General features: G+C 70.7%; 14 protein-coding genes. 5 read left to right on the forward strand and 9 right to left on the reverse strand.

Annotated features, from left to right (window positions below; genetic code table 11):
- Positions 1-44: 44 nt before the first annotated feature.
- Positions 45-3,779, reverse strand: coding sequence for a methionine synthase (gene metH / locus BCD48_RS02420; RefSeq protein WP_071046586.1), 3,735 nt, complete (start codon positions 3,777-3,779; stop codon positions 45-47).
- A gap of 566 nt (positions 3,780-4,345) precedes the next feature.
- Here metH and BCD48_RS02425 point away from each other — a divergent pair.
- Positions 4,346-5,392: a phosphatase PAP2 family protein gene (locus BCD48_RS02425; RefSeq protein ID WP_071046587.1), complete on the forward strand. Its 1,047-nt coding sequence runs from the start codon at positions 4,346-4,348 to the stop codon at positions 5,390-5,392.
- Here the strand turns inward: BCD48_RS02425 and BCD48_RS02430 are convergent.
- On the reverse strand, positions 5,341-7,569 hold the full coding sequence (locus BCD48_RS02430; protein ID WP_071046588.1) for a UvrD-helicase domain-containing protein: 2,229 nt from the start codon (positions 7,567-7,569) through the stop codon (positions 5,341-5,343). The two genes, BCD48_RS02425 and BCD48_RS02430, sit on opposite strands and share 52 nt — an antisense overlap.
- Before the next feature lie 672 nt (positions 7,570-8,241).
- Between BCD48_RS02430 and fxsT the strand changes: the two genes are divergently transcribed.
- Entirely contained in the window at positions 8,242-10,941 is a 2,700-nt protein-coding gene (gene fxsT / locus BCD48_RS02435) for an FxSxx-COOH system tetratricopeptide repeat protein (RefSeq protein WP_157910419.1), read from the forward strand.
- A gap of 393 nt (positions 10,942-11,334) precedes the next feature.
- Here the strand turns inward: fxsT and BCD48_RS02440 are convergent, their stop codons facing one another.
- The gene (locus tag BCD48_RS02440; protein ID WP_071046590.1) at positions 11,335-11,946 is read right to left on the reverse strand and encodes a TetR/AcrR family transcriptional regulator; all 612 of its coding nucleotides are present in this window, start codon (positions 11,944-11,946) and stop codon (positions 11,335-11,337) included.
- 150 nt (positions 11,947-12,096) lie between these two features.
- Between BCD48_RS02440 and BCD48_RS02445 the strand changes: the two genes are divergently transcribed.
- Positions 12,097-13,629 carry an MFS transporter gene (locus tag BCD48_RS02445; protein WP_071046591.1) on the forward strand — a complete coding sequence of 511 codons (1,533 nt, stop codon included), beginning with the start codon at positions 12,097-12,099 and terminating at the stop codon, positions 13,627-13,629.
- Here BCD48_RS02445 and BCD48_RS45305 read toward each other — a convergent pair.
- From BCD48_RS45305 to BCD48_RS56345, 4 genes are all read right to left on the reverse strand, one after another.
- Positions 13,537-14,214, reverse strand: coding sequence for a GNAT family N-acetyltransferase (locus BCD48_RS45305; protein WP_198543044.1), 678 nt, complete (start codon positions 14,212-14,214; stop codon positions 13,537-13,539). The two genes, BCD48_RS02445 and BCD48_RS45305, sit on opposite strands and share 93 nt — an antisense overlap.
- Before the next feature lie 266 nt (positions 14,215-14,480).
- The gene (locus BCD48_RS02450) at positions 14,481-15,083 is read right to left on the reverse strand and encodes a class I SAM-dependent methyltransferase (protein WP_071046592.1); all 603 of its coding nucleotides are present in this window, start codon (positions 15,081-15,083) and stop codon (positions 14,481-14,483) included.
- Positions 15,084-15,148: 65 nt separating this feature from the next.
- A complete protein-coding gene (locus BCD48_RS56340; RefSeq protein ID WP_071046593.1) occupies positions 15,149-15,604 on the reverse strand; it encodes an IS5 family transposase in 456 nt (151 codons plus the stop codon).
- Positions 15,601-15,870: a hypothetical protein gene (locus BCD48_RS56345; protein WP_241841463.1), complete on the reverse strand. Its 270-nt coding sequence runs from the start codon at positions 15,868-15,870 to the stop codon at positions 15,601-15,603. Before BCD48_RS56345 ends, BCD48_RS56340 begins: the two co-directional genes overlap by 4 nt.
- 285 nt (positions 15,871-16,155) lie before the next feature.
- Here BCD48_RS56345 and BCD48_RS02465 point away from each other — a divergent pair, with 285 nt between their 5' ends.
- A complete protein-coding gene (locus tag BCD48_RS02465; RefSeq protein WP_071046594.1) occupies positions 16,156-16,560 on the forward strand; it encodes an FKBP-type peptidyl-prolyl cis-trans isomerase in 405 nt (134 codons plus the stop codon).
- A 1,207-nt stretch (positions 16,561-17,767) separates the two neighbouring features.
- On the opposite strand, the gene BCD48_RS02475 is transcribed toward BCD48_RS02465, so the two are convergent.
- A complete protein-coding gene (locus BCD48_RS02475; RefSeq protein ID WP_198543046.1) occupies positions 17,768-18,637 on the reverse strand; it encodes an alpha/beta hydrolase in 870 nt (289 codons plus the stop codon).
- Between the two features lie 296 nt (positions 18,638-18,933).
- Positions 18,934-19,989: an IS630 family transposase gene (locus BCD48_RS02480; RefSeq protein WP_071046595.1), complete on the reverse strand. Its 1,056-nt coding sequence runs from the start codon at positions 19,987-19,989 to the stop codon at positions 18,934-18,936.
- A gap of 68 nt (positions 19,990-20,057) precedes the next feature.
- Between BCD48_RS02480 and BCD48_RS02485 the strand changes: the two genes are divergently transcribed.
- The gene (locus BCD48_RS02485) at positions 20,058-20,405 is read left to right on the forward strand and encodes a hypothetical protein (RefSeq protein ID WP_071046596.1); all 348 of its coding nucleotides are present in this window, start codon (positions 20,058-20,060) and stop codon (positions 20,403-20,405) included.
- Positions 20,406-20,438 lie beyond the last annotated feature (33 nt).

The following is a 20,438-nucleotide window of genomic DNA, read 5'->3' on the forward strand; positions in this document are numbered from 1 at the left end:
TCCGTACTGTCCGCAAGCAAGGAGGCGCCCCGGCGGGCGAGCTGTCAGTCGGGGTCGTAGGCGAGGTTGGGGCGCAGCCAGCGCTCCACGTCGGCGACGTCCTTGCCCTGGCGGGCGGCGTAGTCCTTGACCTGCTCGCGGGAGATGCGGCCGACGGTGAAGTAGCGGGCCTCGGGGTTGGCGAAGATGAGGCCGCTGACGGCGGCCGCCGGGGTCATGGCGTAGGACGACGTCAGTTCCATGCCGAGATTCTCAGCGCCGAGGATGTCGAACAGGGCGCGCTTCTCGGTGTGGTCGGGGCAGGCGGGGTAGCCGAGGGCGGGGCGGATGCCGCGGAAGCGCTCGGCGTGCAGGTCGGCCAGCGCCGGGGCCGCGTCTGGCTCGAACCAGGCGCGGCGGGCCTCGAGGTGGATGTACTCGGCGAACGCCTCGGCGAGGCGGTCGGCGAGCGACTTGGCCATGATCGACCGATAGTCGTCCTGTACGGCCTCGAAGCCGGCGGACAGCTTCTCGGCGCCCTGGATGGAGACGGCGAACGCGCCCATGTGGTCTCCGCCGCCGGCCGGGGCCACGTAGTCAGCCAGGCAGCGGTTCGCCCGGCCGGCCGGCTTCTCGGTCTGCTGGCGCAGCATCGGGAAGCGGACCTCGCCGCCGCGGCCACTCGCGCCGGCACCGTCCTCGTCGGCGCCGGCCACGTCGAAGACGATGTCGTCGACGTCGGCGTGGGCCGGCCAGAAGCCATAGACGCCGTGGGCGGTGAAGGACCCGTCGGCGATGATCTGGTCGAGGAGGGCGTTGGCCTCATCGAACAGCTCGCGCGCCACGGGCTCGTCCAGGATCGCCGGGTAGGTGCCCTTCAGCTCCCAGGCGAGGAAGAAGAACCGCCAGTCGATGAACTCGCGCAGCTGGGCGATGGTGGGCGTCACCGTCCGCGTCCCGGTGAACGCCGGCGTCGGGAGGCCCGCGAAGCTGACCGGCTCGCGGTTGGCCCTGGCCGCCGCGAGCGAGAGCAGCGGACGCTGCTGGCGGTTCTCGTGCTGCTCGCGCAGCGTCGCCTGCTCCTCGCGGTTGCGTGTGTCCAGCGTCGCGGCGCGGTCGGTGTCGAGCAGGTCGGAGACGACCCCGACGACGCGGGACGCGTCGAGCACGTGCACCGTCGTCCCGTTGTACGCGGGGGCGATGCGCACCGCGGTGTGCTGGCGTGACGTCGTCGCGCCGCCGATCAGCAGCGGCAGCTTCAGCCCCCGCCGCTCCATCTCGGCCGCGACGCTGACCATCTCGTCCAGCGACGGGGTGATCAGCCCGGACAGGCCGACCGCGTCGACACCCTCCGCGACCGCCGTGTCGAGGATCTTCGTCGCCGGCACCATCACCCCGAGGTCGATGACCTCGTAGTTGTTGCAGCCGAGCACGACCCCGACGATGTTCTTGCCGATGTCGTGGACGTCGCCCTTGACGGTCGCGAGGACCACCTTGCCTGCGCCGCGGCCCGGCTCGATGCGGCCCTCGGCCAGCGCCTTCTCCTTCTCGGCCTCCATGTACGGCTCGAGGTAGGCGACGGACCGCTTCATCACCCGGGCGGACTTGACGACCTGCGGCAGGAACATCTTGCCCGCGCCGAACAGGTCGCCGACGACCTTCATGCCGTCCATCAGCGGGCCCTCGATGACCTCGAGTGGCCGCGCGACCTGCTGCCGCGCCTCCTCCGTGTCCGCCTCGATGAAGTCCACGATGCCGTGGACGAGAGCGTGCGAGAGCCGCTCGCGCACCGGCGCCTCACGCCAGGACAGGTCGGCGCCGCGGCGCGGCCCGGTGGCGCCACCGCCGGACGCGCGCAGGTCCTCGGCGTACGTGACGAGCCGGTCGGTGGCGTCCTCGCGGCGATCGAACAGCACGTCCTCGACCAGCTCGAGCAGGTCGGCCGGGATGTCCTGGTAGACGGTCAGCTGGCCCGCGTTGACGATGCCCATGTCGAGCCCGGCCTGCACGGCGTAGTACAGGAACGCCGAGTGCATCGCCTCACGGACGACGTCGTTGCCGCGGAACGAGAACGACAGGTTCGAGATGCCGCCGCTGGTCCTGACGCCCGGGCAGCGCTCCTTGATGATCGGCAGGGCGTCGATGAACGCCTTGGCGTAGCCGTTGTGCTCGGCGATGCCGGTCGCGACGGCGAGCACGGCCGGGTCGAAGATGATGTCCTCGGCCGGGAAGCCGACCTCGGGGGCCGTCAGCAGCTTGTAGGCCCGCTCGCAGATCTCGACCTTGCGCTCGGTGCTGTCCGCCTGGCCCCGCTCGTCGAAGGCCATGACGACGACGCCCGCGCCGTAGGAGCGGATCAGTCGGGCGTGCTCCAGGAAGGGCTCCTCGCCCTCCTTGAGGCTGATCGAGTTGACCACGCCCTTGCCCTGCACACAGCGCAGCCCGGCCTCGAGCACGGTCCACTTGGAGCTGTCGATCATGATCGGGATGCGGGCGACCTCGGGCTCGGTCGCGATCAGGTTGAGGAACGTCGTCATGGCCTGCTCGCCGTCGAGCAGGTCGGCGTCCATGTTGACGTCGAGGATGTTCGCCCCGCCGCGGACCTGCTCGAGGGCGACGTCGACGGCGCCCTGCTGGTTGTCGGCCTCGATGAGGCGGCGGAACTTGGCCGAGCCGGTGACGTTCGTCCGCTCACCGATCATGACGAAGCCGGTGTCGGGGCCGATCTCGAACGTCTCCAGGCCGCTGAACCGGGTGCGCTCAGGCGGCGCGGCGACGGGCCGCGGCGCGACGCCGTGGACCGCGGCGGCGACCGCGGCGATGTGCGCGGGGGTGGTGCCGCAGCAACCGCCGACGATGTTGACGAGCCTCGAGGTCACGAACTCGCCGAGCAGGTTCGCCGCCTCGCCGGGGGTCTGGTCGTAGCCGCCGAACGCGTTCGGCAGGCCGGCGTTCGGGTAGCTGGCGACGTACGTGTCGGCGAGGCGGGCGAGCTCGGCGACGTAGGGGCGCATCTCGGCGGCGCCGAGCGAGCAGTTCAGCCCGACGACCAGCGGGTTCGCGTGCGCGACGGACGTCCAGAACGCCTCGACGGTCTGGCCGGACAGCGTCCGCCCGGACATGTCGACGATCGTGACGGAGATCCACAGCGGCAGCTCGGGCGCGGTCTCCTGGGCGGCCGCGATCGCGGCCTTCGCGTTGAGCGTGTCGAAGATCGTCTCGATGAGCAGCAGGTCGACGCCGCCGTCGGCGAGCGCGGCGATCTGCTCGGAGTAGGAGGCCTTGACCTGGTCGAACGTGACGGCCCGGTAGGCGGGCTCGTCGACGCGCGGCGACAGCGACAGGGTGACGTTGAGCGGGCCGATGGAGCCCGCGACGAACCGGGGGCTGCCGGTCTCGGCGGCGACCTCGTCGGCGGCCTCGCGGGCGATCCGCGCGCCGGCCAGGTTCATCTCCCGGACCAGCGACTGCAGGGCGTAGTCGCCCTGGCCGACGCTGGTGGCGGTGAAGGTGTTGGTGGTGACGATGTCCGCGCCCGCCGTCAGGTACTGGCGGTGCACGTCCCGGATGACGTCCGGGCGGGTGAGGTTGAGCAGGTCGGGATCACCGGTGACGTCGCGAGGATGGTCGACGGGGACGAAACCGCCGAGCCGATAGTCGGCCGGGGTAAGGCCCACTCCCTGCAGCATCGTGCCGTAGGCACCGTCCAGGACGACGACCCGCTGGGCGAGCCGGTCCCTCAGCGCCTGGATCCGTCGCGCCCGCTCGTGCTCGCGAACCTCGTTGACGACGGCGACCACCTGACCACCTCCCGCATAAGTTGTGGGAGGCGCCCTTTGGGGATGCGGAACCAGCCGAGCGTGGCGGCCCACCCTGGTACCCGACAGGTAGCCCAGCATCGGTGGCCCGTTGCAGCGCCTCTCGACCTGTCTACGACCTTACTAAAGCCTGTCCGGCGGCTGGCACCGCGGTACGCCCCTCGTGACGCTCCGTCGCAGGTCCCCGGTGGCCGCGAGCACCGGCGCCGGACCGGCCGACGTGCCCGCGCCGCAGCGGGCGCGCGCGTGAACAGGCGGAAAACGTCTCCCGATCGGCGATGAGTGGTTGGCCTCACACCAGTCTTTGCTGGGACTAAATCAGTTGACGGGCGGATTTGTCCTCGATAACGCTCTCTTAAGTCCCCCTTCAGGTGGGAGCTGGCTGCGCCTGCCCGTCGTCGAGCTCCGAGGAGGTCCAGGTGGCCGTCGCGACCAACGACACCCAAGGTTCAGCCCAGCCCAGGCCGCGGCGGGGACGACGCCGGGGGCCGGGTCAGGAGCCGGAGGGACGGCCAGACCCGGAGCCACATGTAAAACCGGCCCGCGCCGTGGCGGCGGGCAACGGCCTGCCGCACTGGTGGCAGGAGGTCATCGGCATCGCGCTCCTCTACGGCGCGTACACGGGCGTGCGGGGCCTCAAGAGCGACGACCTGGCCAGCGCGGACCACCTCGGCCGGGAGCTGCTGCGCCTGGAGAACGTCTGGCACATCAACCCCGAGCACACCCTCAACAACGTGCTGGCGCAGGTGCCCGCGCTGGCGGTGCCCGCCTGCTACTTCTACGCGACGCTGCACTACATCCTCACGCCCGCGGTGCTGATCTGGATGTACCGGCGCAACCCGGGCCACTACCGGGTGGCGCGCAGCACGATCCTGTTGGCGACGGTCATCGGCCTGGTCGGGTTCTGGCTGCTGCCGACCACTCCGCCACGGCTGCTGGCCGGCACCGGGTACCACGACACGATGGCCGACGTCTCGGGCTGGGGCTGGTGGGGCGGCGACGCGAGCGCCCCGCGCGGGCTGGGCGGCCTCACCAACCAGTACGCGGCGATGCCGTCACTGCACTGCGGCTGGGCGCTGTGGTGCGGCTACCTCCTGGCCAGGTTCGCTCGCCATCGGGCCGTGAGGGTGATCGGGGCGTGTTACCCGGTCATGACGACCCTCGTCGTCATGTCGACCGGCAACCACTACTTCCTCGACGCCGTCGGCGGTTTCGTCGACCTTCTGCTCGCCGTCATGATCGTCCTCCTGGTCCGCCGTGCGCTGCCCCGCCGGCCCCGGCTAACCCCCGCGGCGGTGGAGGGCACCGGCCGGCCGCAGGCCACTGGTCAACCGGTGCCCTCCAGCCGCAGGCCACCCGGCGGCGACCGTCCGCCGACTCGCCCGGCCCAGCCGGCCCGCCCGGCTCCCGGGCCGGATCCGGATCCTGGCCCGGCGGCGGTCGCGGGCCCAGAAGCGGGCCCCGGATCCCGAAGGACACCTCGTGAGGACCTGCATGCCGCCAGGCGCGGCGAGACTTCCCCGTCCAGGCGGCGGGACGTCCGTCAGCGGACGGCGGTGAGGAAGGGGCTGGGGGTGCCGCTCCAGGAGACGTAGAGCTGCTCGCGGGCGCGGGTGCAGGCGACGAACAGCGCGCAGCGTTCCTGCAGGAGATCGACGGCGTGTGCGTATGGGTCCTCCTCGGCCGGTGTCACCGGGCTGCGGGCCGGTACGAGCCCGTCGGACACGCCAACCACGGCCAGGCAGCGGAACTCCAGCCCTTTCATCCCGTGCATCGACCCGACGGCGACGGGGCTTGCCGGGGCGACGCCCCGGCGGCCCTTCAGCTTCGGCCTGCTGAGCGCCCTGGCGATGATCCCCGCGTCGGTCAGCGCCGTGACCGCCTCGTCGACGAGGATGTTCTTGCGGGCCGCGACGCCGATCTCGGCCGGCTCGACGCCCGCGTCCAGCCAGCCGCGGACCACCTCGACGAGGCCCTTGAGCTCGTCGGGCGGCGTCAGCGCGCCGACGAGCACCGGCCGGCGGCCGTGCAGCTCGGAGCGGTAGCCCGCGATCCGGTCGAGCCCGCCGTCGAGGTCGTCGATCCGCTCGTCGCGCAGCATGCCGAGGCTCCAGGCGAGGATCTCGGCGGTCGTGCGGTAGTTGATGGTCAGCCGGCTGGCCCGGCCGGCGACGACGATGCCGTGCTCGCGCAGTGTCACCCGGTTGCCGTAGATCCGCTGGTGGGCGTCGCCGGCGAGGAACAGGTCGTTCTGGTCCGGGCCGGCGACGGCGCGCAGCAGCCGCCACTGGACGGGGCTGAGGTCCTGCGCCTCGTCGACGATGACGTGGCGGAACGGCCGGCGCCCGCCGGACGGGACCGGGACGCCCGGCGCATGCGGGCCGAACAGGTCCGCGGGCACGGCGCCGGCCTCGAGCAGCCGGGTCGCCTCGGCGCAGACCATCGCGTAGGTGAGCGCGTCCCGTTCCCGCAGCCGGGCCTGGAACGCCTCGACGGCGGCCCACACCCGGGCGCGCTGCGCGGCGGTCAGCGCCCGGCCGCGCCCGGCGCGGGACGCGGCCTGGTAGCCGGCCAGGTCGGTGATCCCGTGTCCGAGGATGACCTGGCGCCATTCGTCGGCGACGAACCGCTCGCCCAGCGGCAGCCCGTGCTCGGCGACGGTCTCCTGCCAGAGCAGGGCCTCGTCGGCGCCCGCGAGGAGCGGCGGGTTGCCGTGGGCCGTCCGGTAGATCCGGTTCGCGACCTGGTCGACGGTGAGGACCGTGATCCGGTCACGGATCTCGGCCTTCTCCTCCAGCAGGGCCAGGTTCGCCTCGATCGTCGACGTCAGCGCCTTGGTGAACGTGGTCAGCAGGACGGGGCCCTCACCGCCGGCTGCGAGGTGGCGGGCGCGGTGCAGCGCGACGACGGTCTTGCCGGTGCCCGGGCCACCGGTGACCCGCGCCGGCCCGCGGAAATGGCCGAGGGCGACCTTGTTCTGGACGGGGTGTAGAAAGATCCGCCACAGGTCGAACGGGTGGCTCAGCATGTCGAGCAGCGCGGCAGGGCCAGAGACGAGCACCACCCGGTCCTGGCTGCGTTCGACCGCGGCGGTGACATCGTCCGGGTCGAAGCGGGCCTGGTCGGCCGTGACGCCGTCAGCTGGGACTGGCGGCGCCTTGTCACCGGTAAGGCCGGTGACGTCGGCCGCGATGTCCGCCCAGACCTCTTCGGGCGACATCCCGGCGACCAGGCCGTAAAGCACCGACCACTGGCTGTCCGGCAGGAACGCCTTGGCGGTCTCGAGCTGGGCGACGTCGGTGAGCGCGCGGGCGAAGGCGAGCGTCTGGTCGTCGACACCGAGCCGCCGCAACGTCGCGTCGTCCACGTCGGCGAGCAGCCTCCGGTACTCGTCGACGCGGCTCGCCCAACGGGTCATCTCCGGCAGGGTCGCGTCGATGGCGACGCTGTCGCGGATCTCGATCCGGCCGGTGGCGGCGTTCACCGAGACCCGGCGCCGCTGGGCCCAGGTGTAGGCCTCGTCATGCGGCAGGACCTTGAGCAAAGTGAACGAGTCGCCGCTGTCCGGGGCGAGGACGACCCCACGCCAGAACTGGTCGATCCGGATCGTGCGCAGCCGGCCGTCGCGCGCGTTGCTGATCTTCTCGAGGTGCAGGCCGGTGTGGGTGGCGTGCTCGAACTTCGCGAACGTGTCGGTGACCTTCTCCTGGACGGGCTTGTCCAGCCGCGCGAAGTCCCGCAAGAACTCCTTGTCGATACCCAGCCGAGCCACCGGAGCGTCCCCTCCCGTCCCGCACCATGCGCGCCCAGGCATGCACACTCAGGCAGCGGCTCGGCCATGCCGAGACATCGCCCCGTGCGCCAGCCCGGGCGCGCCCCCTGAGACCATACGAGCGGTTCCACCGCTATCCGTAGGCCTCGCTCCATTTCGGTCACATCCAGCGATACGCGCACGATCCGGCATTGGGGCATCAGTCAGCGCCACTCACGCCAGCCCACCCGTACTCGCCCGCTATCAGAGCGTGAGCATAGGTCACCGCGAGCAATTGTTCGAACACTAGTTCGATCGTGTCGCGGTCCACAACCGCGGACTCCTGTAGGTTCCCCCGTCGATCTTCATATTCCCGCCGAGGACTTCATATTCCCCGGGGACACGAAAAGATCCAGGTCGGCGGATCTTCCAGCTGACGCCGGGCGCAAGCGCAGCCAGCATCCTGTGAACGGCGAGTTGCATCAGCGCAGTCGGCGGTCGCGGCGTGAACGTCCCCCGGGAAGTCCCCCACTGTCCGACGAGATTTGGACAGATTTGTCGGTCTTCGGCTGGCCGCCAGCGTCATGATTCGGTGTGGATGTGGTGTGACGGTCCACACCGGTCTGGCAAGCTGTGAGCGTGGTCCCGGGGGAGGAGCCAGCCGGCCTGCCGCCTGCGCGGGTGGATTTTTTCGTGTCCTACACCGGTGCCGACGAGGCGTGGGCGACCTGGGTCGCCGAGGCGCTGGAGAGGACCGGCAAGACCGTCACCGTGCAGGTCTGGGACTCCCCGGCCGGGGCGAACTTCGTCGTCTGGATCAACGATCAGATGGCGGCCGCCGGGCGGACGGTCGCCATCTGCTCGCCCGCCTACTTCGACTCCCACTGGTGCACCCAGGAATGGACCGGGGCGCTGGCCGGCATGAAACTGATCCCGCTGCGGGTCGCCGACTGCCCGATGCCCCCGGTGCTGGCCACCGTCTCCTACCGGGACCTGCACGGCGTCGACGAGGACACCGCCCGGCGGCGGCTGTTGGAGGCCACCGGGCTGGCCAAGACAACCCGAGTCTCCACCGGGTTTCCCGGCGCAGCGCCGACGTCTGGGGGCGGAGCGGGTGGCACACCGTTCCCAGGCCGGCACCCCGCGATCTTCAACGTGCCCCCGCGGCTGAGGTACTTCACCGGCCGCCAGGATCTGCTCGACCGGCTGCGGGCCGGACTCGCGGAGGGCTCACCGGTGGCGATCACCGCTCTGCGCGGCCTCGGCGGCGTCGGCAAGACCCAGCTCGCGATCGAGTACGCCCACCGGCACGCGGCCGCGTTCGACCTGGTCTGGTGGGTCGAGGCCGAGCAGGCCGCCCTGGTCGGCGAGCGTCTCGCCGACCTCGCGGACCGGCTCGACCTGCCTACCACCGGACGGATGCCCGACGACGCGGACGCCGTGCTGGACGCCCTGCGTCGCCGGGAGCGGTGGCTGTTGGTGTTCGACAACGCCGAAGACCCCGACGCACTGCGACCCTGGTTACCCGGCGGCCCCGGCCAGGTCATCGTCACGTCGCGGAACCCGGCATGGGGCGGGCTCGCCGCGCCCCTCGACGTCAACGTGCCGCCCCGCGACGAGGCCGTCGCGCTGCTGGCCCGCCGTGTGCCGGACATCCACCCGGAGGCCGCGGACGCGCTCGCCGCCGAACTCGGTGACCTCCCGCTCGCCCTCGAGCAGGGCGCCGCCTACCTGGAGACCACAGGCGTATCCCCAGCTGACTATCTGACGAAGTTCCGCGCCCGCCGCCCCGAGATGCTCGGCCGGGGCCGTGACCTGGCCTATGGCGGCAACCTCGACACCGTCTGGTCGCTCGCTCTGGACCGACTGCGCACCCAGGCGCCGGCCGCCGTAACGCTGCTGGACATCTGCGCCCACCTCGGACCCGAACCAATCCCCCTGGCCCTGTTCAGGCGACCCGTCAGGCACCAACGGTGGACCAGACGCAAGCCTGCCGCCGCGCCCGAGGATCTCGACGACACCGTCGGCGCGGTGCTGCTCTACTCCCTGGCCCGTCGCTTCGGGGACACCATCGCGCTGCACCGGCTGGTCGCGGCCGTCATTCGTGCCCACCAGCCCCCCGACCGGCACGAGAAGGCCGCCGCGACCGCGCGGGAACTGCTGGTGGCCCACCGGCCCGCCTACTACGTGGTAGACCCGGCCGGCTGGCCAGTCTGGGCCGAGTTGGCGCCCCAGGTTCTCACCGCCCCCGCCCTGCACCCCAACGACGCCGGCGCCGACATCGGCAGCGAGGCCCGCGAGCTGCTGGCCGAGGCCGGCATGTATCTCTATACCCGAGGCGACTTCCGCGCCGCCCACACCCTCACCGCCGCGCTGCACCAGCAGTGGACGACCATCCTCGGTAGTGATCATCCCGACACCCTGACCTCGGCGAGCGCCCTCACCAACGCCCTGCTCCTGCTCGGGGATTACCAGGCCGCCCGGACCCTGGCCGAGGACATCCTGGCGCGGTGCCGCCGGATGGTCGGCGACGATGACCCCGCCACCCTGAGCTCTGCGCACAGCGTCGCCTTCGCCCTGTACCTGCTCGGGGACTACCGTGCCGCCCGGGACCTCGACGAAGACACATTGACGCGCTGGCGCCGCGTCCTCGGCGACGACAACCCCAACACGCTGCTTACGGCGAACAACCTCGCCGCCGACCTATGCGAGCTCGGGGAGCACCAGGCCGCCCGAACCCTCGCCGAGGACACCCTGGCCCGCTACCGCCGGGTCCTCGACGACGACCACCCTCACACCCTGGACTCGGCAATCAACCTCGCCGCCGCCCTGCACCAGCTCGGGGAGTACCAAGCCGCACGCGAACTGAACAAGGACACCCTGGCCCGCCTCCGCCGTCTCCTGGGCAACGACCACTACGACACCCTGCGTACGGCAATCAACCTCGCCGCCGACCTGCGCAAGCTCGGGGAGTACCAAGCCGCCCGCGAACTGAACGAGGACACCCTGGCCCGCTACCGCCGCACCTTCGGCGATGACCACCCCTTCACCCTGCGCTCGGCGAACAACCTCGCCGCCGACCTGCACGCCCTCGGCGACCACCAGGCCGCCCGAACCCTCGACGAAGACACGCTGGCCCGCTACCGCCGGGTCCTCGACGACGACCATCCCCACACCCTGGACTCGATGAACAACCTCGCCGCCGACCTGCGCGAGCTCGGGGAGCACCAGGCCGCCCGAACCCTCGACGAAGACACGTTGACTCGCCGCCGCCGTATCCTCGGCAACGACCATCCCGATACCCTGCGCTCGGCGAACAACCTCGCCAGAGACCTGCGCCTGCTCGGCGACCACCAGGCCGCGCGCGAGTGGGAGGAGTTCGTCCGACGGTGACCTGGTCAACTCACACGTGGTCAGACGCTGCGCACCTCCGCCAGGCAACACGGCGCAGAACTGCCATCAGAACCCGGTAAGTCAGTACTGCGCCTAGTGACATCCAACCTGGGAACCCCTGGCGGCGCGCCACTGACTGGAAGATCAACCGGGGAACCTACACCCACTTGTAGGTTCCCCCGTTGATCTTCGTATTCCCACCGATCTCTACATCTCCCTGGGGAGATGAAGAGATCTAGGCGGGCGGATCTTCGGTTGCCGACGATGCCACCCTCGCGGTCGTGGCGCGCGCGGCCGACGTCGATCAACGGGCCAAGATCGGTCCGATCGCAAGATCAACTTTAGGTTCCGAAGGTTGGTCCAGGGCGTGGCTTGGTGGACGCGCCGGCGCGGTCAGGACGCGGCGGCCGACGGGGGCGGCACGGGCAGTCCGGCCAGGGCCGCGTCGACGACGGCGACGAGTTCAGCCCGGTCCAGCCCAATCCCGATCAGGGAGCCGATGCCTCGGAAGTCGACGACCAGCAACGTCGCCAGCGTGACCGGCTCGGCCGCTGGATCGAGGTCGCCGTTGCGCTGCGCCGCCCGCAGGCAGCCGGCCAGGGCCGCCCGCTGCGCTTCGAAGCCCTGGGACAGCCGTGCTGTGGCGTCCCGGTCGCGCCCGGCCAGCTCGACGGTGAAGCGGCTGGCCATGCAGGCCAGCTGCTCGGGGTCGTTCAGCTGCCGGTCGACGGAGTCGATGAAGTAGGCCCGCAGGCGCTCCATCGCGGTCTCGTCCGGGCCGGCCAACGCGGCCGCGCCGGACGCCTCGTCCTGATCGCAGTAGTCCCCCAGCGCGGCCAGGAACAGCGCGTGCTTGTCGCCGAAGGCGGCGTAGAGGCTGCCGCGGCCGAGCCCCGTCGCGGCCGAGATGTCATCGAGGCTCGTCCCGTCGTAGCCGTTCTTGCGGAACTCGCGCTCGACGGCCGCCAGCACCTCCCGCCGGTCAAAGCCAGGTGGGCGCCCCATCGGGCGATCGTATCCACGGATCTGATTGTTGGCGGAATAGTCCAGAACTCTCAGAGTTCTTTACTGAACAGTCCAGATCGTTGGGCCTCCATGCCGACCGGGCGCCGCGCGCACGCGCCGGGCCCCCGACCGCGAGATGCGAGCCACCTCATGACTCAGCAGGAAGCCCAGCCAGACCGGGCCGGTCCCAATCTCGGCGCCGTCCCGCCCATCCCGAGCCAGCGCCGTGCGGGCGCCGGCGCCCGGCCCGTCTCCCCGGCCCTGCTGCTGGCGATCCTGTCGATCGCGAGCTTCCTGGCCCAGCTCGACGTGTGGGTCACCAACGTCGGCCTGCCCGCCATCGGGCGCGGCACCCACGCCGGTTCCCTGGCCGACCTGAGCTGGGTGCTCAACGGCTACGCGATCGTCTACGCCGCGCTGCTGGTGCCGGCCGGCCGCCTGGTGGACCGGTTCGGCCGCAAGGGTGGCTTCCTGCTTGGCCTGACCGTGTTCGCCGTCGCCAGCATCGGCGCCGGCCTGTCCGGCGACATCTGGGTGCTGGTCGGGTTCCGGGTCCTGCAGGCCGTCGGCGCGGCCCTGCTCACCCCGGCCAGCCTCGGCCTGGTGCTGCTGACCGCGCCGGCGGCGAAGATCGGCACCTACGTGAAGATCTGGTTCACCACCGGCGCGCTGTCGGCCGCCTCCGGCCCGGTGCTGGGCGGCCTGCTCGTGGAGGCGTCCTGGCGGTGGCTGTTCCTGGTGAACATCCCGGTCGCGGTGGCCGCGATCGTGCTGGGCGCCCGCTACCTGCCCAGCAGCCGGGACGCCGGCGACCACCTGCCCGACCTGCGCGGCGGCGGGCTGCTCATCGTCGCGATCGGCGCGCTGGCCCTGGGGCTGGTCAAGGCGCCGGACTGGGGCTGGTCGAGCGTCCGGGTGGTCGTCGCGTTCGTCCTCGCGGCGGTCGCGCTGGCGTCGTTCCTGGCCAGCTCCGCCCGCCACCCGGCGCCGGTCGTCACCCTCTCCCTGTTCCGGGACCGGGTGTTCACCACCGCCAACCTGGTGGCCACCGTCGCCTTCATGGCCTTCGGGATCGAGCTGCTCTCGACGATCCTGTGGCTCCAGGGTCACTGGCACTACTCGGTGATCCGCACCGGGCTGGCCTCCACGCCTGGCCCGGTGATGTTCGCGGTCGGCTCGGCGGTCGCGGAGACCCTCCAGGCGCGTACCCGGCTGCGAGCGGGACGGATCGCGGTCGCGGGCGCGCTGCTGGCCGCCGTCGGTACGATCATGCTGACCCGCCTGGTCACCGACGAGCCCCGGTTCGTGGCCGCGTTCCTGCCGACCTGGGTGGTCCTCGGCCTGGGTTACGGCCTGGCGGTGCCGACCGCGATCACCCGGGCCACGGTCGGCCTGCCACCGAAGGACTCCGCGACCGGCAGCGCGATCGTGACGATGGCCACCCAGCTCGGCTCGGTCATCGGGATCAGCGTCCTGGTGGCGATCCTGGGCCGCGCCTCCGGCGCGGCGAGCCACGCGGTCTTCCAGCACGCCTGGTACGTGTCGGCCGGAGCGCTCGTGGCAGCGGCCCTCGCCTCGTTCGGCCTGGACTCACGAGCCACATCGCCGTCCCGACCCGACCTCCCACCGGCCGCAGCGAGTGCCGCCGACGCCAGCGAACCGGAGGCAGCGGCCCGGGTGTGAGGACGCCGCCGGCTCAGGCCGGCTCGGTGTCCACGGCCGCCGGCGCGGCGGGCGTGGCATCCGGGCCGGCACCGCCGGGCCGCCGGGCCGGTCCGCGCCGGCAACGCGCGGCCAGGCCGCGTCCACCTGCCAGCCGTCGCGTATCAGCATCGTCTCGCGCATCCGGCCCTCGTAACTCATCCCGAGCCGCCGCAGGACAGCGGCCGACGCGACGTTACGCGGGTCGCACGTGGCGAAGACACGATGAAGATTGTGCTCCTCGAATCCGAGCTGGACGAGCTGGCTGGCGGCGGTGGTGGCCAGCCCCTTTCCCCAGTAGTCAGGATGCAGCCCGTAGCTGATTTCCCCCTGATCCCGGCCGCGAAGGTTCAGCTCGCAGTTCCCGACAACGTATCCGTCGAGGGCAACCGCGTAGACGAACCTCGTCCGAGAAGAGGAAGTCCACGCTTTCGCGGCCTCCCATACGAACTCACGTGTCTGCTCCGTCGTGTTGGGACCCCACGCCTGGTAGCGGCAGACCCGCTCCTGGCTCGCCCAGGCATGGACTGCCAGCCAGTCGTCCTCCTCGATCGGCCTGAGCAGCACCTCTCCCGACCTCGGACCCGCCATGTGTGGACTATGCCACCGACCGCACCGGCCCAACTCCCAATCGCCACCGACCGCGACCGTCAACCCTCTCGCATCCGATGCGGGATCCTCAGCGCGACCGCCGCGGACCGAGGGGCACCCCTGACCCCGAACGAACGTCGGGCCAGGTCCCCGTGTCCACGGGGACCTGGCCCTCCTTCCGCGCCTTGGGACGCGGCGTCGCGTCCGGTATTAGGCCCGGCCCTCTCGTGAACCCTGGGCGATCAGGTGGGCTTGCGCCAGGTGACCGCATAGCGAAACAGCGGAAGACGCCGCCACCGCATCCCCGGAAGAACAGCCGAGGCGATCTTGCGCGCTTGGGTATAGGTATGGGGGTAATTCATCTCGACAGGCGCCGAGTGGTGCCACACCCCGCGAGTGCGCGCGAACACCTGGTACTGGACAACACCGACCCCCTCCATCGCAAGGTCAGCCAGATTCCCATTGCGCGCGCAACCGATCACGACCAACACCCCTCCCGGGGCCGTCAACGCGGCCAGCTTCGCCAGTCCGGCGCCCAGGTCGGGCAAATGGTGAACAGCCGCGATCGAAGCGACAACGTCGAAGTGGTTTTCGGGCAGCGGGCAACTCATCACGTCCGCCACAACCCACCGGATGTCGGCGTCGAGCTGGCGCGCCCGCTCCACCACCTCGGAGTTCCGATCGATGCCCGTCACGTCGGGAACAAGCTCGCGAAGGTCAGCCGCCAGCAGGCCATCACCACTACCGACGTCGAGTGCCGTCCTTGCACCTGGCGCAACCTCGTTTAGGACCAACCGGTGATGATGCGTGTTGGGATTCCACCTCTGACGCAGATCAGTGGGCATACCCGATACCCTGCCACGCAGCCCGAGACCGCTCGGCCCCGCCTAGGGTCTGTTTGGGAAGCCTGTCAGGGTAGCCATTCGTTGATCGCGGCGATGGTGACTGTTACTTCGTAGCGGACGGCGAGTTTGTCGTACCGGGTCGCGACGGCCCGGTGGCGTTTCAACCGGTTGATGCCGCACTCCACGGCGTGGCGCTGCTTGTAGGCGTCCTTGCTGAACGACGGTGGCCGCCCACCACGGCTCCCGAGCTTCTTCCGGTTCGCCGCCTGGTCCTTCTTCTCCGGGATGGTGGCGCGGATCCCACGCCGACGCAGGTAAGTCCGGTTCTTCTTCGAGCTGTACGCCTTGTCCGCCAGCACCCGATCCGGACAGGTCCTCGGTCTGCCCCGCCCAGACCGGGGAACCCGGACCCGTTCCAGCACCGCGGTGAACTGCGGACTGTCCCCGCGCTGCCCGGCAGTGACCAGCAACGCCAGCGGCTTCTGCCCCTGTTCGCAGGCCAGATGCAGCTTGGTCGTCAACCCACCCCGGGACCGCCCGATCCCATGATCTTCCGGTTCGGTGTCAACGCCACCCGGGCTGTCCCGCTGAAGATCCCCTTTTTCGACGTCCCTGCCGCATGCTGATGCACCCGCGCCACCGTCGAGTCCACCGACACCTCCCAGGTGATCATCCCGGTGGCGTCCGCCCGGGCCTGCAACCCGCTCAGGACCCGCTTCCACGTCCCATCACGCTGCCAGTCCCGGAACGGCCCGTATATCATCCACTGGCCGTAGTCGGCGGTCATGGCGGTGTCGTCGTCGCAGTCGGCGCCGCCGATGTATCTGTCGTTCTTCGTCTGCCGGAGCTGAGCGCGCGGAGCGGGTGCCTGTCACGATACGTCAGCTTGACTCGATCTTCACGGCTTTCGCCGGTCCAGACCTCTAGGAGGTAGGTCGACTGACATACTTCTTAGAGATCCCCGGTTCCTGCACGCGCGGGGTGCGGTGGTCGGTGACGCCGGGCTGCTCGGCTCTACAGGGCCGAGCTGCCGCCGCGCGGGGTGGTCCATCAGCGAGGAGAGGCTGGCAGCATGGGCGTAACGATTGAAACCATTTCGCCGGGGGACGGTAAGACCTTCCCCAAGAAGGGGGACGAGGTGGCGTTTCACTATGTCGCCACCTTCCTCACCGTCAAGCACGCCGACTGGTTCGGCCTCAACCCCCCGCGCCCCGGCGACATTTTCGCCTCGTCCGGTGATCGACCGCGCGACTGGCCGATGACGCACGTGATCGGTACCGCCCCGTTCCATGGGCTCAGGGGGTGGGATGAGGGGTTCCCCCAGCTGTCGCTCGGCGAAAAGGCGCGGCTCGACATCACATCTGACTACGCGTACGGCCAAGGCATTGCGGGCTACATTCCGCCCGACTCCGACGTCCGCTTCGAAGTGGAACTAATCGATATAAAGTCGGGAGGACGATGGCTGCACGGCCGATAGGATCTCGGCTCCGGCCGCTCATCAGCCCAGAAGAACGTGTACGCGGAGCAAGGCGGGTATGCCGCCAGCCGGACTAGTCGATCATGTGACGCTCCGACGCGCCGAAGGGGCGGCTGGATCGGAGTGCCGGACAGTCAGTCCCTGGTCGCTCCGGCGGGCCATACAACATGGACGGGCTTGGCTTGCTGGATGGCGTAGTACGGCAGCAGCACTTTTGTGATCGTCTTGTGTTCCCGCGAGGACGGCCTGGTCGCGGTGGTGGACGTCAAGCCTCGCCGGCGTCGACCCGTCCGTCGGCAGCATCGGCGACGCCTACGGCAACGCACTCGCCGAGACCACGGCGGAGCCCGGGACCTGACAGGCCAACGTCAGTGGCCGAGTTCTGAAGACCCAGGTCAACACCTGTATCCGAGTTCTGGCGCCCTACAGGCTTCCACGAGGGAGGCGCATCGCGGCGACCCGGGCCTGGCCGCGGGGCGGCGCACGGTGTCGGCGAGGAGGCATTGCACGGCGGGTGGGCGTTGATAATGGTGCTATGACCGATGATGGGTCGGGACCAACCTGGCCGAGGAATGCGGCCGGAGAGACCTACGGATCGGGTGCGGACGGCCTGTCCCGAGGCGACCGGCCGGACCTGATCTCGGCTGGGACCAGAAACGGGAAGCGCGGCTACGTCAGGCGGACCGAACTCGAAGCTGCGATCGGTACCGGTCTGCCGCCCGCCGCATTGGTCGAATGGAACAAGAAGGTCGCGGCACGGGCGGCGGCCGGAGAGCGAACCCTGGTCCCGGTCTACGAGCAGGACGGCGTGACTGTCATCGGCAGCTTCGCAGTCGGTTCCGCCCAGCCCGCCCAGCCCGCCCGACCAGGGCGGCCAGGGCCTGTGCGGCGTGCTGCTGCTCCAGCCAGCGACGCTCCGGTCGAGTGGTACTACGGCAGAGACGGCTCTGACTTCGCGGGTTGAGGACCTGGCCCTTACAGCTGGAGCTGGAGTGATCGCTTCGGTGCGCCGGTGCCTCACTCGTCAGGGCGTGTCCACAGCGTCCCGCCGGCTGGCCCGGGGGGCAGCTCACGAGGCCTCCGCCGCGCGAGACCACCACAGGCCACCACCGGGCTGGGCGAGGTGAGTCCGGCGAGCGTGGCCGCCGTCCAGGTACCGCCGTGCCGAGGCCGGCCGCACGGATCAGCGGCCGGACGCCATGCTTCTCTAGCCAAACGCCCACGTCACCATCAGGGGAAACTCCTCCTGCCAGAAGGTGTCGCCGTGCGACCCGGGCCGCTCGTAGTTCACGACGTCCGCTCCCGCGTCGCGCAGCGCGTCCGCCCACCGCGCCGCGTTCTCGCGGAAAAACGGCTCGCGGCTGCCGGCGACGAGGTACGTACGCGGGACCGGGCTCGGCATCACGCCAGGCGGTCGGTAGCCCCCACCCGGTGACGCGCAGAAGATCGCACCGTAGACATCGGGATGCCGGAGCCCCAGGGCGAGCGCGAGCTCTCCGCTCGCCGAGACACCGGACACCGCGGTGCGGCCGGCGGGCAACTCGACTCCAAAACGCGTCCGCACCCAGCGGCGGACCTGTTCGACGAAGAACCCCTCGTGCGCGGCGAACCGTCCCGGGTCGAAACCCGGCGAGTACTCATGGAGCCGCTGCATCTCATCGACGAGGCGATGCGCACCGACGATCATCGTCGACGGTACGTCAGCCGCCTCCAGAACACCGCCCCACTGCGAGATCAACTGGCCGTCGCCGGCGAACACGACCGCCTCGGGCGGCTTCAACGGGAGATACACCGTGACCTCCCGGCCACCGTCGTACTCCAACGTCTCGGTGACCAGCTCTCCGGTAATGGACATTGCCGATGTCTCCTCGTCAGCAGCAGGAAGAACCGCCGTCTGCCCGGTGAAGATGGTCGTCGCCAATCCAGCCGCCAGCATGTCAGAGCCGTTCGGCACAGCCGCGCGGCCGCGTCCGAAGCGGCGTTCGGCGCCGTGCTCCGTCTCGACGACGACGAGGGCCGTCATCAGAACCGGCGCGACGAGCCGCTGATCGTCGCGGACGGGCTCCCCATCAGCCACCCGGCACCAGCGCCATCAGACCCCGGACCGGACAAGCCGCTCGGGTGCCTCCGCCGCCGCCCGCTCACTGAACTCCCGGTGGACCTGCTCGCCGGAGTACGACGGGCCGATCGGCGCCGGGGACGTCATTCGAAGAGGACACGGCCGGGGCATGCCGATCTCACCGGCCCACCCGCCTCGCGGCGATTCCCATCGCGGCAGGGCACCGAAGCCGAGGGCCCGCCCGCACGCCAGGCGTCGCTGGCTGGCTAGTGCAGCCCCGCGTAAGTCCTGCGGGGGTCGTGACTGCGTCGGTTTCAGGTGGCTTTGAGGAGTTCGCCAGTGTAGGTCCAGCGGTAGGGCTTCGCGTCGCGGTCGCGGACCTCGATGAAGTTGAGGATCTTGCCGGCGAGGTCCTCGCGGGAGGTGAAGCTCCCGCGCCGCAGGAGGCGGCGGGTCAGGGTGGAGAAGAACATCTCGACCATATTCAGCCAGCTGGCGTGCTTCGGGGTGAAGGTGACCGTGAAGCGCGGGTGTGCCGCGAGCCAGGCCCGGGTCTGGCGGGAGGTGTGCGCCGACCCGTTGTCGAGGATCAGGTGGATCTTCAGTGCCGGGTCGATGGCCTGGTCGAGCTGGGTGAGGAACCAGCAGAAGTTCGTCGAGTCGTTCCGGCCGGGGATGATCTCGCCGAGGACCTGGCCGGTCGTCACGTCCATCGCGGCGTAGAGGCTCACGGTGCCGTGCCGGACGTACTCGAACTCGCGGCGTGTCCGCAGGCCGGGCCGTTCGGGCCGGTCGGGGTGGCGCCGCGCGACCGCCTGGACCTGGGTCTTCTCGTCGACCGAGAGCAGCACCGCCCCCGCGGGCGGGTTCAGGTAGAGATCACAGACTGCGCGGGCCCTCACCGCGAAGTCGGGGTCGGCCGGCCGGTTGAGCCAGCCCCGGACCCGGTGCGGCCGCAGGTCCAGGTCCTTGAGGATCCGGCCGATCTGCGCCTCGGAGATCCCGACCGTGTCGGCCAGGTGCTCGGCCAGCAGGCGGTGCGACCAGTGGCTGTCGGCCTCCGGCGACGCCTCGGTCACCGCCGAGACGATCGCGAGCCTGGCGTCGGGGCCGTAACGCGGCGGCCGGCCCGACCGCGGCCGGTCGCCGAGGGCGGCCTCGCCCTCGGCGCGGAACCGGGCACACAGCCGGCGGACGGTGTCGACGTGCACCCGGTTGCGCCGGGCGGTGTCCGGGTGGCGCCGGCCGTGGGCGGCGTCCAGCAGGATCCGGGCCCGGCTCACCCGCCGCCACTCGGCGCGGGCGCAGCGGGCGAGCTTCTTCAGCCGCGCCCGCTGCGACGCGGTCAGTGTTATGTGAGGATCAGCCACCCACCACGATCTGCACCATCAGGCACCGGCCCGACCCGGCGGCGCGCCGCCGGGTCGACCATGGTGCCATGGCGACGATCCCCGACAGTGCCCGCGAGGCCCTCGAGACCGAGCTGGCCGCGCGCCGCGCCGAACGCTGGCCGACGCTGCGAGCGCTCGCGGTCCGCTACCACGGCGCCCACGCCTACATCGACGTCACCCTCCCCGACGACCCACCCGACGCCGAGCCCTACCCGCTGTTCCGGCTGACCCTCACCAGCCAGCCCGGCGCCTGGGAGTACGCCCTCTACAACGACAACCGCAGGCGCTACCAGCCCGCCTGGATGACCGGCGGCGAGCCCACCGGCACCCCCGCCCAAGCCCTCGACGACGCCTGCGAGCTCTACCACGCAGACCTCACCTACACCACCGACTGAACCCCCGCAGGACTTACGCGGGGCCGCACTAGG

This window comes from Pseudofrankia coriaricola (genome assembly GCF_001854805.1).
In the GTDB taxonomy this organism is placed as follows: Bacteria; Actinomycetota; Actinomycetes; order Frankiales; family Frankiaceae; genus Pseudofrankia.

What these genes read in the sequence shown, in the direction of transcription:
- BCD48_RS02450 (WP_071046592.1), bottom strand. Translation starts at nt 15,083, where the DNA reads ATGCCCACTGATCTGCGTCAGAGGTGGAATCCCAACACGCATCATCAC.
- BCD48_RS02440 (WP_071046590.1), bottom strand. Translation starts at nt 11,946, where the DNA reads ATGGGGCGCCCACCTGGCTTTGACCGGCGGGAGGTGCTGGCGGCCGTC.
- BCD48_RS02445 (WP_071046591.1), top strand. Translation starts at nt 12,097, where the DNA reads ATGACTCAGCAGGAAGCCCAGCCAGACCGGGCCGGTCCCAATCTCGGC.
- BCD48_RS56345 (WP_241841463.1), bottom strand. Translation starts at nt 15,870, where the DNA reads ATGACCGCCGACTACGGCCAGTGGATGATATACGGGCCGTTCCGGGAC.
- BCD48_RS02485 (WP_071046596.1), top strand. Translation starts at nt 20,058, where the DNA reads ATGGCGACGATCCCCGACAGTGCCCGCGAGGCCCTCGAGACCGAGCTG.
- BCD48_RS02465 (WP_071046594.1), top strand. Translation starts at nt 16,156, where the DNA reads ATGGGCGTAACGATTGAAACCATTTCGCCGGGGGACGGTAAGACCTTC.